The sequence below is a fragment of the Klebsiella sp. HN106 genome, assembly GCF_051209435.1.
Classification (GTDB): Bacteria; Pseudomonadota; Gammaproteobacteria; order Enterobacterales; family Enterobacteriaceae; genus Klebsiella; species Klebsiella oxytoca.
In genome coordinates this window covers 1,197,910-1,212,276 of the sequence record NZ_JBLURD010000001.1, presented here as the reverse complement: position 1 = coordinate 1,212,276, position 14,367 = coordinate 1,197,910, and the positions used below count along the sequence as shown (strand labels likewise).

Below are 14,367 nucleotides of genomic sequence, written 5' to 3'. Positions count from 1 at the left end.
TCATGACCATTAAAGTTCAGAACGTCGGCAAGGCGTATAAATATTACTCATCGAAATGGAACCGGGTTATTGAGAAGTTATTACCGGGCAATAAGTCGCGACACAGCAAAAAGTGGGTACTCAAGGATATTAACTTTAACGTTGAACCTGGCGAGTCTATCGGCATCGTCGGGGTTAATGGCGCCGGGAAGAGTACCTTACTAAAATTGTTAACCGGTACGACTCAGCCTACTGAGGGGTCAATTGAAATTCATGGCCGGGTGGCTGCTCTTTTGGAGTTAGGGATGGGTTTTCATCCTGATTTTACCGGTATTCAGAACGTTTATATGTCCGGCTTAATGATGGGTTTAAATCGCGATGATATCGAGCGTTTAATGCCGGAAATCGAGGCCTTTGCTGATATAGGCGACTATATAAACCAGCCGGTACGCATCTATTCGAGCGGTATGCAGATGCGTCTGGCTTTTGCGGTCGCCACTGCTTCCCGTCCGGATATTTTGATCGTTGATGAAGCCTTGTCCGTTGGTGATTCTCGTTTCCAGGCTAAATGTTATGCACGGATTGCTGATTTCAAAAAGCAGGGGACAACCTTACTGCTCGTATCTCATAGCGCCGGTGATATAGTTAAGCATTGCGATCGTGCTATCTTCTTGAAAGATGGTAATATTTGCCTCGATGGCTCCGCGCGTGAAGTGACCAACCGCTATCTTGATGAGTTATTCGGTAAAGCGGACAAAAATGCTGCGCAAGTGGCTAAAAAACCAAAAAATAGTGACAGCGGCGTCCATATGTCACTTGATGAGGTTGCTGACGTTTTCCATACCCGCCCAGGCTATCGACCTGAAGAATATCGTTGGGGACAGGGGGGCGCAAAGATCATTGATTATCATATCCAAAGCTCCGGGATAGATTATCCACCGTCACTGACTGGAAACCAGCAGACTGACTTCATGATGAAAGTTGTCTTTGAATATGATTTTGACTGCGTAGTGCCTGGTTTGTTAATCAAGACTTTGGATGGTTTATTTCTCTATGGTACCAATTCCTTCCTGGCCTCGGAAGGTCGGGAAAATATTTCGGTATCACGTGGGGACGTTCGGGTATTTAAATTCAGTTTTCCGGTTGATTTAAATAGTGGTGACTATCTTCTGTCGTTTGGCATTTCAGAGGGAAGCCCGCAAACCGATATGACACCGCTCGATCGTCGCTATGACTCCATCATTTTGCATGTAACTAAGAGCATGGATTTCTGGGGTGTGATTGACCTGAAGTCGACGTTCAATAGTTACCAATGAAGATGAGAAAAAATATTCCATGACTACTAATACACATAAATTGGTTAGCGAATTACCTGAGATTTATCAGACTATTTTTGGGCATCCTGAGTGGGATGGTGATGCTGCACGCGACTGTAATGAACGGCTCGCGCTAATTAGTGAAGAATATGACACCTTGTCCAGAGAGTTAGGCAGGCCACTGCGGGTTCTCGATCTGGGCTGTGCGCAGGGATTCTTCAGTTTAAGTCTGGCAAGCAAGGGCGCCAGCGTATTAGGTATCGACTTTCTACAGCAGAACATTGATGTTTGCCAGGCGCTTGCTGAAGAAAACCCACATTGTGATGTTAGATTTCAAGTCGGGCGCATCGAAGACATTATCAGCACGCTGGAAGAAAACCAGTTCGATCTTGCCATTGGGCTAAGTGTTTTTCACCACATAGTTCATCTGCATGGGATTGCGGAAGTCAGAACGCTGCTAGAGCGATTGGCAAACCTGACGCAGGCGATGATTCTCGAACTCGCTGTTAAAGAGGAACCGCTGTATTGGGGGGAATCCCAGCCAGAAGATCCGCGTGAGCTTATTGAACAGTGTGCTTTCTATCGATTGATTGGAAGATTTGACACTCATTTGTCTAATATTTCACGTCCGATGTATATTATCAGTAACCACAGGGTTATTCTTCCGGAATTTAATCAGCCTTTTACTTCATGGCGCGACAGTCCTTATACCGGGGCAGGTTTTGCGCATAAGCAGAGCCGTCGCTATTATTTCTCTTCTGATTTCATATGTAAGTTCTATCGTTATAGTACGGTAAGTGGTTTACTAACTGATAAGGAAAGCGAGCGTAATCGTACAGAACTCGCCCATGAAGAAGCTTTTCTCAAATCTCCGCCATCTGGCTTAAAAGTGCCCGCGTTGTTTACTTCCGGGGGGAATGAAGTTGCGGGATGGCTGGTAATGGAAAAAATACCCGGAGAGCTGTTAAACGACGTTCTGGCCAGCGGACGGCATATTAATCGGGAAAAAGTTATTTCCGATCTTCTCGATCAGCTGGTTATTTTGGAAGAGCATGGTCTGTATCATGATGATTTCAGAACCTGGAATGTTTTAATTGACGATAATGACAGCGCTCGTTTAATAGATTTTGGTTCGGTTGGAAGTGTGCAACAAGACTGCAGCTGGCCAGTTAATATTTTCCAGTCGTTCATTATTTTTGTAAATGAACTGTTTGGTGAAAATAAATCCTGGGGGGGGTTCTGGCGTTCCGCACCATTAAGCCCTTTCCAGTTGCCTGAACCGTATTCAAATTGGTTGACAGCATTCTGGAAACATCCTGTTGGTGAGTGGAATTTTGCTTTACTCCAACGACTCTTTAATACCAAAGATGCTCTACCGGCTGCGAGCTCCGCTATGGATGCTTCTGATCTATGGGTCCGGGCTCAGGAGCCCGTATTGTTGGAAGGTCAAACGCAAATACGCAATACGGATGCGCGGGTTGTCCGTCTTGAGTCGCAAATCAATGAACTCACATCCCTGATAAATATGATGGGTGAGAGTATTCAGACGCTTGAAAAGCGTGAGTATCCGCCACAAGACGTTATCACCGATGCACAGCAGTGTGTCGAGGTTGAGCCGAGTCAAACTGTAGATTCTGAAGAGGTTATGCAACTCCATACTCAGCTCAATGATGCGCGACAAGAGGCAGAGAATCTCCGCCATGAAATCGCTAAAATCCATAATAGCCGCTCATGGAAAATGACGAAGTGGTATCGTTATGCTGGCATGCAGTACTATTTACTTCGCCAGTATGGCTTCAGGCAGCGTTTTAAGCATTTACTGAAACGAGTACTTGGCAAAATATTCATTTTTCTGCGTGCACATCCACGGCTAAAGCAGAGAGCTATCAATCTACTGCATAAAGTTGGAATTTATGACTTTGCTTATCGTTTGCATCGTCGTATGAATCCTGGTTCACATAACCCTTATCATAACGACCCACAAAATCAGTCGCAGACTGAAAAACAGATATTACATCCAGAGTTATTGCCTCCGGAAGTTAATTCAATTTTTAGCGAGCTTAAAAACAAGAGATAAGGTGAGTCACTTGCATATTTTGATTGATGTACAAGGATATCAGTCGGAAAGTAAATTCCGTGGAGTTGGTCGCAGCACTTATGAAATGAGTCGTGCGATCATAAAAAATGCTGGCCAGCATCGAGTCAGCATCTTAATGAACGGCATGTATCCGATTGACAGTATTAATGAAATTAAAAATAGCTGGGGTGATATTCTACCGCAGGAAGAAATGTTTATTTTTTCAGCTGCGGGCCCGACAGCTCTTCGCGACCGTGAAAATCAACCGCGGAGTGTTGCCGCTAAACTAGCTCGCGATCTTGCTATTGCTAACATCAACCCCGATATTGTTTTCGTCATTAATTTCTACGAAGGTTTTGACGACAGTTACACCGTCTCAATTCCTCAAACTACAGTGCCGTGGAAGACAGTTTGTGTTTGCCACGATCTCATTCCGTTACTTAATAAAGAACGCTATCTGGGCGAACCGAACTTCCGTCAGTATTATCTTGATAAACTTGCTGAATATGAAAGGTCGGACGCTATTTTTGCTATTTCCAGATCATCCATGCAGGAAGTTATTGATTATACATCAATTCCTGCAGATAAGATCATTAATATTTCATCTGGAGTCAGCGATTCATTTAATATTACAGATTATACTCAAGACGATATCAATGCTTTACGTAACAAATATCATCTGCCTCAAGAGTTTATTCTCTCCTTGGCAATGATAGAGCCGCGTAAAAATATTGAGGCGCTGATTCATGCGTATAGTTTATTACCGGATACCCTGCAACAGAGTTATCCCTTAGTTTTAGCTTATAAAATTAGCACTGATGAAAAGGAAAGGCTGTACCGCGTTGCAGAGAACTATGGTTTATCCCGCAATCAGCTAGTTTTTACCGGTTTCTTAAACGACGGTGACCTTATTGCACTTTACAATTTGTGCAAAATTTTCGTTTTCCCCTCTATACATGAAGGGTTTGGCCTGCCTCCACTAGAAGCTATGCGCTGCGGCGCGGCTACGCTGGGTTCAAATGTGACCAGCTTACCGGAGGTCATCGGTATGGAAGAGGCTTTATTTAATCCGCAGGATGTTCACGATATTTGCCGTGTTATGCAAAGGGCTTTGACCGATAATGCGTTCTACTCAGCGTTGAAAGCTCATGCTCCGAAGCAGGCGGCAAAATTCACATGGGATCACACCGCGCAACTCGCATTAAAGGGATTTGAAAGGCTTGTTGATACGGCTTCTGCTTCAGAGCCTCTGGATATAACTAGTTTCACCGCAAACACCATTAATCAAATTAAAAATATTGCGGAATTAGGTGAAGCTGAACGCTTACAAACAGCCTGGGCTATTACTCGTAACAGCTTTGCCACGCATCAGCGCAAGCTGCTGGTTGATATTTCTGTCCTTGTCGAACATGATGCGAAAACGGGGATTCAACGAGTTTCCCGTAGTATACTTAGTGAGTTACTGAAATCAGGCGTTGCTGGTTACACCGTCAGTGCGGTTTATTATCGACCGGGTGAATGCTATCGTTATGCCAACGAATATCTGAATACCCATTTTAACGGCCAGTTCGGGCCTGATGAACCGGTACTGTTTACCAAAGATGATATTCTGGTTGCTACCGATCTGACTGCACATCTGTTTCCTGAACTTACTGCCCAGCTGGATTTTATTCGTTTATCCGGCGCCAGGGTTTGTTTTGTTGTGCATGATATCTTGCCTCTGAGAAGGCCGGAGTGGAGCGATGAGGGAATGCAGCGCGTTTTCCCTATTTGGTTATCCTGCATTGCGCAGCACGCTGACCGTCTGATTTGTGTTTCTGCAAGCGTAGCAGAGGATGTGAAATCGTGGATTGCTGAAAATGCCAACTGGGTTAAACCTAATCCATTGCTGCAGGTGAGTAATTTCCATCTTGGCGCCGACCTGGATGCCAGCGTTCCTTCTGTGGGCATGCCGGATAACGCGAATGACTTGCTGACTAAGATGGCTGCTGAACCCTCCTTTATTATGGTGGGAACGATGGAACCTCGCAAAGGCCATGCGCAGACGCTAGCGGCATTTGAGGAATTGTGGCGGCAGGGCAAGAACTACAATCTGTTTATCATTGGTAAACAGGGGTGGCATGTTGATGATTTATGTGAACGTTTACGTCACCACTCACAGCTAAATAAGAGATTATTTTGGCTACAAAATATTAGCGATGAGTTCCTTGCGAAGTTGTATGCTCAATCTAGTGCGTTAATCTTCGCATCTCTCGGCGAAGGATTTGGGCTACCATTAATTGAAGCTGCGCAGAAAAAATTACCGGTAATCATCCGTGATATTCCGGTGTTTAAAGAGATTGCTCAAGAACATGCATTCTATTTCTCTGGTGAACAGCCGGGAGATATTTCAACAGCGATTGACGAGTGGTTGGAATTATATCGGAAAAATGCTCATCCTCGCTCTGAAAAAATCAACTGGTTGACATGGAAGCAAAGTGCAGAATTCCTGGTGGAGAATCTTCCGGTTATTAAATCTGACGCGAATAAATAAACAATATTAGCCGTGGCAGTCTCCTGTGTCACGGTCAAGAGCTTTTATGAAAATTATATTTGCAACTGAGCCAATCAAATATCCATTAACGGGTATCGGTCGTTATTCCCTCGAACTGGTAAAACGATTGGCGGTGGCCAGCGAAATTGAAGAGCTAAAATTATTTCACGGCTCTTCATTTATTGACAGCATTCCCCAGATTGAAAATAAAGCGGATACCCGAGCCAGCAATCACGGTAAGCTGGCGGCTTTTTTACGCCGTCAGCCGTTATTGATTGAAGCCTATCGCGTGTTGCATCCGCGTCGCCAGGCGTGGGCGCTGCGCGATTATAAAGATTATATCTATCATGGGCCTAACTTTTATCTGCCGCATCGTCTGGAACGTGCCGTAACCACATTTCATGATATCTCCATATTCACCTGTCCGGAATTTCATCCAAAGGACCGGGTGCGTTATATGGAAAAGTCACTGCGCGAAAGTCTGGACACGGCAAAGCTTATTTTGACGGTATCTGACTTTTCCCGCAGCGAAATTATCCGGCTGTTTAACTATCCTGCCGATCGGATCGTAACGACCCATCTTGCCTGCAGCGGCGACTATATTCCGCGCAGCCCGGATGAATGTCTGCCGGTTCTGCAGAAATATCAGCTGGAGTGGCAGCGCTATGCGCTTTACATCGGCACGATGGAGCCGCGGAAAAATATTCGTGGCCTGTTGCAGGCGTACCAGCTTCTGCCGATGGAGACGCGCATGCGCTACCCGCTGATCCTCAGCGGTTACCGTGGGTGGGAAGATGATGCGCTGTGGCAGATCGTTGAACGCGGGACTCGTGAAGGATGGATCCGTTATCTGGGCTATGTACCGGATGGCGATCTCCCGTATTTATATGCGGCAGCCAGAACCTTTATTTATCCTTCGTTTTATGAAGGATTCGGATTACCTATTCTTGAAGCAATGTCTTGCGGTATTCCAGTAGTATGCTCCAATGTCACATCATTACCTGAAGTGGCAGGGGATGCGGGGTTGTTATCCGACCCTAACGATGTAGACGCGATAAGCGCTCATATATTGCAAAGTCTGCAGGATGAATACTGGCGGGAGATAGCAGTAGCGCGCGGTTTTATTCAGGCACAACAGTTTTCGTGGGAAACCTGTACGGCCCAGACGATCGATGCCTATAAATTACTCTAAGGGTGCAAGTTGAGAGTTTTACACGTCTATAAGACCTATTATCCGAATACCTACGGTGGTATTGAACAGGTCATTTATCAGTTGTGCCAGGGCTGCGCTCGTCGGGGGATCGCGGCCGACGTCTTCACCTTTTCCCCGGATAAAAATACCGGGCCAGTGGCTTACGAACAGCATCAGGTTATCTATAATAAGCAATTAATTGAAATCGCCTCGACGCCATTCTCACTCGGCGCGTTAAAGCGATTTAATAAAATTAAAGATAACTACGATATTATTAACTATCATTTCCCGTTTCCCTTTATGGATATGCTACATCTGATGGCGCATCCTAAAGCGAAAACCGTTGTCACCTATCATTCCGATATTGTGAAACAAAAGCGGCTAATGAAATTATATCAACCGCTGCAGGAGCAATTTCTCTCCAGCGTTGACTGCATTGTGGCCTCATCGCCAAACTACGTAGCCTCCAGCCAGACGCTGCAAAAATACCTCGATAAAACGGTGGTCATTCCCTTCGGCCTCGAGCAAAAGGATGTGCAGCATAATCCGCAGCGCCTGGCTTACTGGCGAGAGAAAGTCGGCGAGCGCTTTTTCCTTTTTGTCGGCGCATTTCGTTACTATAAGGGATTGCATATTCTGCTGGATGCCGCAGAGCGCAGTCGACTGCCGATCGTTATTGTCGGCGGCGGCCCGCTGGAAGCGGAAGTTCGCCGTGAGGCTGAACAGCGCGGCCTGAATAACGTGATATTCACCGGCATGCTGAATGATGAGGATAAATATATTCTCTTTCATCTGTGCCGCGGGGTGGTCTTTCCCTCGCACCTGCGCTCAGAGGCGTTTGGCATTACCTTACTGGAAGGGGCGCGGTTCGCCCGGCCGCTGATCTCGTGTGAAATTGGCACCGGAACCTCGTTTATCAACCAGGATAAGGTCAATGGTTGCGTGATCCCGCCGGATAACAGCGCAGCGTTGGTCGAAGCGATGAACGAACTGTGGCACAGTGATGAAACGGCAGCGCGCTATGGCGCAAATTCACGTCGCCGCTTTGAGGAGATGTTTACCGCCGAACATATGATTGATGCCTACGTGAATCTCTACAGCACACTGCTGGAGCAGAAACCCTGATAGGCCGCAAATCGCCCCCGCCAGCGCGGGGGCGCAAGGCATCAGTGACGGCTCTTAAGATTGTTAATCACGTCCGTTAAATTCAGCCCCTGATCCTGCAGCAGCACCAGCAGGTGATACATCAAATCCGACGCTTCATTCTTCAGCTCGAACTGGTCATGCACCGTGGCGGCCAGCGCGGTCTCAACGCCTTCTTCTCCCACCTTCTGGGCAATGCGCTTGGTGCCGCTAGCGTACAGCTTCGCGGTGTAAGAGCTCTCCGGGTCAGCGTGCTTGCGTTCGGCCAACAGTTGCTCCAGCTGGTAGAGAAACAGCCACTGGTGGCCGGTTTCGCCGAAGCAGCTCGATGTGCCTTTATGGCAGGTTGGGCCAATCGGATTTACCAGCGCCAGCAGGGTGTCGTTATCGCAATCCGGGGTGATGCTCACCACGTTGAGGAAATTGCCCGACGTTTCCCCCTTGGTCCACAGACGCTGTTTGGTCCGTGAATAAAAGGTCACTTTACCGGTCTCTTCGGTTTTCGCCAGCGCATCCTGATTCATATAGCCCAGCATCAGCACTTCCCCGGAAACGGCGTGCTGCACGATGACCGGCATCAGACCGTCGGTTTTTTGCCAATCCAGCTGTTCACTTAACATACCCTAATCTCCACGCCCTGTGCTGCCAGGTACGTTTTTAGTTCACCAATATTGATAATTTGCTTGTGGAACACCGAGGCGGCCAGCGCGCCGTCGACGTTGGCGTCGCGGAAGGCTTCCAGGAAGTGCTCCATAGTCCCGGCACCGCCGGATGCAATCAGCGGCACGTGGCACACGGCGCGTACCTTGCTTAACTGCTGCAGATCGTAGCCATTACGCACGCCGTCCTGATTCATCATATTGAGGACGATCTCGCCGGCCCCGCGCTTTTGTACTTCCTGCACCCAGTCCAGCGTTTCCCACTGCGTCACCCGCGTACGGCTCTCATCGCCGGTATATTGATTGACGTGATACTTCCCGCTTTCGGCGTCAAACCAGGTATCGATACCCACGACAATACACTGCACCCCGAACCGATCGGCCAGGCGAGTAATCAGCGTCGGGTCCGCCAGGGCAGGGGAGTTGATGGAGATTTTATCCGCGCCAAAGGAGAGGATTTGCGCCGCCTCTTCCAGCGACTTAATGCCGCCGGCGACGCAGAAGGGAATGTCGATCACTTCCGCAACGCGCGATACCCAGCTTTTATCCACCACGCGACCGTCGCTCGAGGCGGTGATATCGTAGAACACCAGCTCATCCGCGCCTTCGTCGGCATAGCGTTTTGCCAGCGGGACAATATCGCCGATGATTTCGTGATTACGGAACTGCACGCCTTTCACTACCTGGCCGTCGCGAACGTCAAGACAGGGGATTATCCGTTTTGCCAGCATTGAATGGCCTCCGTTACGTTAAATTTACCTTCCAGCAGCGCCCGGCCGACAATCACCCCGCGCACCCCTGTTCCGCGCAGCGCGGCGATATCATGCAGATCGCCAATGCCGCCGGAGGACTGAAACGCCACCTGCGGATAGCGGGCGCAGACTTCTTCATACAGCGAGACGTTAGACCCGGCCAGCGTCCCGTCGCGGGAAATATCGGTACATAGCACGTGCTGCAGGCCGACGGACTGATAGCTCTCCACCAGCTCCTCCAGGGTTACGCCGGAATTCTCCTGCCAGCCGCTAACGGCCACCTGCTTGCTGCCTTGCGCATCGATCCGTACGTCCAGCGCCAGCACCAGATGCTGCGGGCCAAAACGCTTAAACCAGCCTTTCACCACCTCCGGCGACTTCACCGCCGTCGAGCCCACCACCACGCGCGCCACGCCCGCGTCAAGCAGGGCGGCCACGTCTTCTTCCGTGCGCACGCCGCCGCCGACCTGCACCGGCACGTTCACGCCGGCAACCAGCGTTTTCAGCAGCGGGATCTGGCGCTTCGCCGGATCTTTCGCCCCGGTCAGATCGACGAGATGCAGCACTTCGGCCCCTTGCGCGGCATAGGATTGCAGGCGCGGCAGCGGATCGTTGCCGTAGTCGCGCTGCTGGCCATAATCGCCCTGATGGAGACGGACGACCGTACCGTCAATTAAATCTAAAGCAGGAATGATCATCACATCTCCAGGAAATTTTTCAGCAGCTGCGCCCCGGCGCTGCCGGAGCGTTCAGGGTGGAACTGGACGCCAAAGAAGTTATCTTTCTGTACCGCCGCGGTGAAGGCCTCGCCGTAGCTGCACTGAGCGATAGTGTTAACGTTGACCGGCATCGCGTAGCTGTGGACGAAGTAAAAATACGCCCCGTCTTCAATGCCGCGAAACAGACGATCGCCCGCTTTAGCATATACCCGGTTCCAGCCCATATGCGGCAGCGGCAGGCCGTGGTCGGTCATTTTTGGCACGTCCTGGTCGATAATACCCAGCAGGTCGACGCCGTTATTCTCTTCGCTGCGTTTTCCCAGCAGCTGCATACCGAGACAAATGCCCAGCACCGGTTGGGTGCAGGCTTTAATCAGATCGATTAAATCCCGTTCGCGCAGCTGGTCCATTGCCGCCTGAGCCGTCCCTACACCCGGCAGAAACAGCTTATCGGCGCGCAGCACCACGTCCGGGTCACGGCTGACCTGCGGCTCGTAGCCGTGGCGGCTCACCGCAGATTTCACCGAATTGAGGTTGGCGCAGCCGGTATCGAGGATCACCACGTTCATCAGAGTACCCCTTTCGAAGATGGCAGCGTGTCGCCCTGGACGCGGATGGCCTGGCGTAGCGTGCGACCGAAGGCCTTAAACAGGCTCTCAACGCGGTGGTGGTCGTTTTTGCCCTTGGTTTTCAGGTGCAGAGTGACCGCCATGGTATAGGAGAGCGAGCGGAAGAAGTGCTCGACCATCTCGGTGCTCAGATCGCCAACGCGCTGATAGGTAAAATCAGCTTTGTATTCAAGGTGCGGGCGGCCAGAAATATCCAGCGCGCAGCGGGCCAGGCACTCGTCCATTGGCAGCACAAAGCCGAAACGGCCGATGCCGCGCTTGTCGCCGAGCGCCAGCTTCAGCGCTTCGCCCAGCGCAAGGCCGGTGTCTTCCACGGTGTGGTGATCGTCAATATAGAGGTCGCCGCCGACCTTGACCTCCAGACGGAAGCCGCCGTGGGTGGCAATTTGGTCAAGCATATGATCGAAGAAGCCGACGCCGGTGGAGATTTTGCTGCCGCCTTCGCGATCGAGCCACACTTTGACATCCACCTGGGTCTCTTTAGTGATGCGCTCAACGTGGGCGTAGCGATCGCGACGGGTCAGCTGTTCGCAAATGGTCGGCCAGTCAAGCGTTTCGCGATCGTAGCGCAGTCCGGTAATGCCCATGTTATCCGCCAGCTGAATGTCGGTGGCCCGGTCGCCAATCACGTAGCTATTGGCGGTGTCCATCACCCCTTGCTCCAGCCACGGCAGCACCAGTCTGGTTTTCGGCTTGCGGCAGTCGCAATTATCCGCCGGGAGATGCGGGCAAATCAGCACCTCGTCAAAGTTGACGCCCTGTGAGGAGAAGATCTGCATCATCAGGTTGTGCGGGCCGTCGAACTCGTCCTGCGGCAGGCTGGCGGTTCCCAGTCCGTCCTGATTGGTGATCATCACCAGCTTATACCCTTCCTGCTGCAGCTTGAGCAGGGCCGGGATCACCTGCGGCTCAAACGCCAGCTTATCGAAGCGGTCTACCTGAAAATCAACCGGTGGTTCGGAAATCAGCGTACCGTCACGGTCAATAAAGAGAAACTTCTGGGTCATACATTCTCCGCAGTCAAAGCGTCAATGACGCGCTGGCTCTCTGCACGGGTACCGATAGTGATACGCAAACAGCCGCTTAATGAAGGTTGTTTATTCTGGTCACGTAAGATAATGCCCTGATCCCACAAAGATTTAAACACCGCGCTGGACGCGGTGATCCGCGCCAGTACGTAGTTGGTCTCGGAAGCGAACACCTCTTCCACGCAGGCAATGCTGCGCAGCTGGCTGACCAGATAATCGCGTTCGTTGAGGATCTGCGCCACGCGCTCGCGCATGGCGGCAATCCCTTCCGCACTCAGGGCCTGAGCGGCAATATCGGCGACCGGCGTCGAGAGCGGATAGGGCGCGATAACTTTCAGCAGTACGTTAATGACCTCGACGTTGGCGAGGGTAAAGCCGCAGCGCAGTCCAGCCAGGGCAAACGCCTTGGACAGCGTGCGCAGAACCACCAGATGCGGATACTCGTTCAGCCAGGTTGCCAGCGTCGCCTGCGGACAGAACTCAATATAGGCTTCATCCGCGACCACGATGGCTTTACCGCGCGCCATCTCCAGCAGGGTGCGGAAATCTTTCGGGTTGATAATCTGTCCGGTCGGGTTATTCGGGCTGCAGACGAAAATCACTTTCACGCCGTCAAGATTGGCTGCGATGCCCGGCAGATCCAGCTGCCAGTCGGCGAGCGTCGGCACCGTACGACAGGTCACGCCGATGGTTTCGGCGCTGACGCTGTACATGCCGTAGGTCGGCGGGCAGTAGAGCACCGCGTCCTGGCCCGGCTCGCAGAAGGCGCGGATCAGTAGTTCAATGCCTTCGTCGGCGCCGCGGCTGACCAGCACCTGCTCCGGCTTAACGCCAGCATACTGCGCATAGCGTTCAATGACGGCTTTCGGCTGCGGTTCCGGATAGCGGTTCAGCGTCTGTTCGGTCAGCTGGAACGCAACCGCGGTGGGGAATTCATTGGCGTTCAGCCAGACGTCGCCCTTACCGCCCAGACGGCGAGCAGACTGATACGGCGTCAGCGCGCGGACGTTGGCGCGGGCTAAATCTTCGATGCTCATGCTTGCTCCTTAAGGGCTGCAACGCGCAGCGTAACGGCGTTTTTGTGGGCGTCCAGGCGCTCGGCGGCGGCCAGTATCTCAATGGTGGAAGCGAGAGCGGCGAACCCGTCGCGGGACAGCTCCTGCACGGTCATGCGTTTCTGAAAGTCCGCCAGGCCGAGGCTGGAGCAGGTCGCGGTGTAGCCGTAGGTCGGCAGCACGTGGTTGGTTCCGGAGGCATAATCCCCGGCGGATTCCGGCGACCAGTCGCCGAGGAACACCGAGCCGGCGCTGGTGATGCCATCGACCAGTTCGCGGGCGTTGCGGGTCTGAATAATCAGGTGTTCAGGGCCGTACTGGTTGGATATTTCCACGCACTGGGCGATATCGCGGGCCACGATGATCCGGCTGGCGGAGAGCGCCTCACGGGCGGTTTCCGCACGCGGCAGTGCGGACAGCTGGCGCTCAACGGCTTCGGCGACGCGGGTGGCCATCGCGCTATCCGGCGTCAGCAGGATCACCTGCGAATCCGGGCCGTGCTCCGCCTGGGAAAGCAGGTCAGAGGCGACGAAATCAGGGGTTGCGCCGCTGTCGGCGATCACCAGCACTTCCGATGGCCCGGCGGGCATATCGATAGCCGCGCCGTCAAGACGCTGGCTCACCTGACGTTTGGCCTCGGTGACGAAGGCGTTGCCCGGGCCAAAGATTTTATCGACTTTCGTCACCGACTCCGTGCCGAAGGCGAGGGCGGCAATTGCCTGCGCGCCGCCGACGTTAAAGATATTGCGCACGCCGCATAGCTGGGCGGCATAGAGAATTTCATCGGCAATCGGCGGCGGCGAGCACAGCACTACCTGCTGGCAGCCCGCGATGCGCGCCGGCGTGGCGAGCATCAGGACCGTTGAGAACAGCGGCGCCGAGCCGCCGGGAATATATAAGCCGACGGAGGCGATAGGGCGGGTCACCTGCTGGCAGCGCACGCCCGGCAGGGTTTCCACATCTACGGCCTGCAGCCGCTGCGCGGTGTGAAAGGTTTCGATATTTTTAACCGCTACGGCCATCGCCTGCTTGAGCTCGTCGCTCAGGCGCGCACCGGCGGCGGCAATCTCTTCTTCGCTAACTTTCAGCGCTGTGACCTCGGTTTTGTCGAACTTTGCGCCGTATTCACGCAGGGCCGCATCGCCGTTGTCTTTAACATTATTCAGGATCTCCGCCACCGTTTTGCTGATGCTCTCGGAGGCGGAAATGGCCGGACGCATTAAAAGTTGTTGCTGTTGTTCTGCGCGACAGCCGTTCCAGTCGATAATTGTGTTGAAGCTCATGA

The 14,367-nt window shown here is 52.0% G+C and carries 12 protein-coding genes; 5 read left to right on the top strand and 7 right to left on the bottom strand.

The features are described 5' to 3' along the window. Positions 1-2: 2 nt before the first annotated feature. The 5 genes from ACSIPU_RS05730 to ACSIPU_RS05710 are packed head-to-tail and all read left to right on the top strand — an operon-like array spanning position 3 to position 8,222. Positions 3-1,295, top strand: coding sequence for an ABC transporter ATP-binding protein (locus tag ACSIPU_RS05730; protein WP_032728450.1), 1,293 nt, complete (start codon positions 3-5; stop codon positions 1,293-1,295). Between the two features lie 19 nt (positions 1,296-1,314). Beyond that, positions 1,315-3,372 carry a methyltransferase domain-containing protein gene (locus tag ACSIPU_RS05725; protein ID WP_133497832.1) on the top strand — a complete coding sequence of 686 codons (2,058 nt, stop codon included), beginning with the start codon at positions 1,315-1,317 and terminating at the stop codon, positions 3,370-3,372. 10 nt (positions 3,373-3,382) lie between these two features. Next, entirely contained in the window at positions 3,383-5,905 is a 2,523-nt protein-coding gene (locus ACSIPU_RS05720; RefSeq protein ID WP_123829772.1) for a glycosyltransferase family 4 protein, read from the top strand. A gap of 46 nt (positions 5,906-5,951) precedes the next feature. Next, positions 5,952-7,097, top strand: coding sequence for a glycosyltransferase family 4 protein (locus ACSIPU_RS05715; RefSeq protein WP_016809192.1), 1,146 nt, complete (start codon positions 5,952-5,954; stop codon positions 7,095-7,097). A gap of 9 nt (positions 7,098-7,106) precedes the next feature. Further along, positions 7,107-8,222, top strand: coding sequence for a glycosyltransferase family 4 protein (locus ACSIPU_RS05710; protein WP_004103657.1), 1,116 nt, complete (start codon positions 7,107-7,109; stop codon positions 8,220-8,222). 41 nt (positions 8,223-8,263) lie between these two features. Here ACSIPU_RS05710 and hisIE read toward each other — a convergent pair whose 3' ends face one another. From hisIE to hisD, 7 genes are read right to left on the bottom strand one after another with little or no spacing between them, the layout of a single operon-like run. Then, positions 8,264-8,860, bottom strand: coding sequence for a bifunctional phosphoribosyl-AMP cyclohydrolase/phosphoribosyl-ATP diphosphatase HisIE (hisIE, locus tag ACSIPU_RS05705; protein ID WP_004103655.1), 597 nt, complete (start codon positions 8,858-8,860; stop codon positions 8,264-8,266). After that, positions 8,854-9,630, bottom strand: a complete 777-nt coding sequence (gene hisF, locus ACSIPU_RS05700) for an imidazole glycerol phosphate synthase subunit HisF (protein WP_004113932.1) — start codon at positions 9,628-9,630, stop codon at positions 8,854-8,856. The genes hisIE and hisF overlap by 7 nt, the downstream gene beginning before the upstream one ends. Then, positions 9,612-10,349: a 1-(5-phosphoribosyl)-5-[(5-phosphoribosylamino)methylideneamino]imidazole-4-carboxamide isomerase gene (hisA, locus tag ACSIPU_RS05695; RefSeq protein ID WP_016809191.1), complete on the bottom strand. Its 738-nt coding sequence runs from the start codon at positions 10,347-10,349 to the stop codon at positions 9,612-9,614. The genes hisF and hisA overlap by 19 nt, the downstream gene beginning before the upstream one ends. After that, positions 10,349-10,939: an imidazole glycerol phosphate synthase subunit HisH gene (gene hisH / locus ACSIPU_RS05690; RefSeq protein ID WP_004103646.1), complete on the bottom strand. Its 591-nt coding sequence runs from the start codon at positions 10,937-10,939 to the stop codon at positions 10,349-10,351. Before hisH ends, hisA begins: the two co-directional genes overlap by 1 nt. Further along, positions 10,939-12,006 (bottom strand): bifunctional histidinol-phosphatase/imidazoleglycerol-phosphate dehydratase HisB, encoded by a 1,068-nt coding sequence (gene hisB, locus ACSIPU_RS05685; RefSeq protein WP_024274442.1) that lies wholly within the window; start codon positions 12,004-12,006, stop codon positions 10,939-10,941. Before hisB ends, hisH begins: the two co-directional genes overlap by 1 nt. Then, positions 12,003-13,064, bottom strand: coding sequence for a histidinol-phosphate transaminase (hisC, locus tag ACSIPU_RS05680; RefSeq protein WP_004103642.1), 1,062 nt, complete (start codon positions 13,062-13,064; stop codon positions 12,003-12,005). Before hisC ends, hisB begins: the two co-directional genes overlap by 4 nt. Next, a complete protein-coding gene (gene hisD / locus ACSIPU_RS05675; protein ID WP_196557466.1) occupies positions 13,061-14,365 on the bottom strand; it encodes a histidinol dehydrogenase in 1,305 nt (434 codons plus the stop codon). Before hisD ends, hisC begins: the two co-directional genes overlap by 4 nt. Positions 14,366-14,367 lie beyond the last annotated feature (2 nt).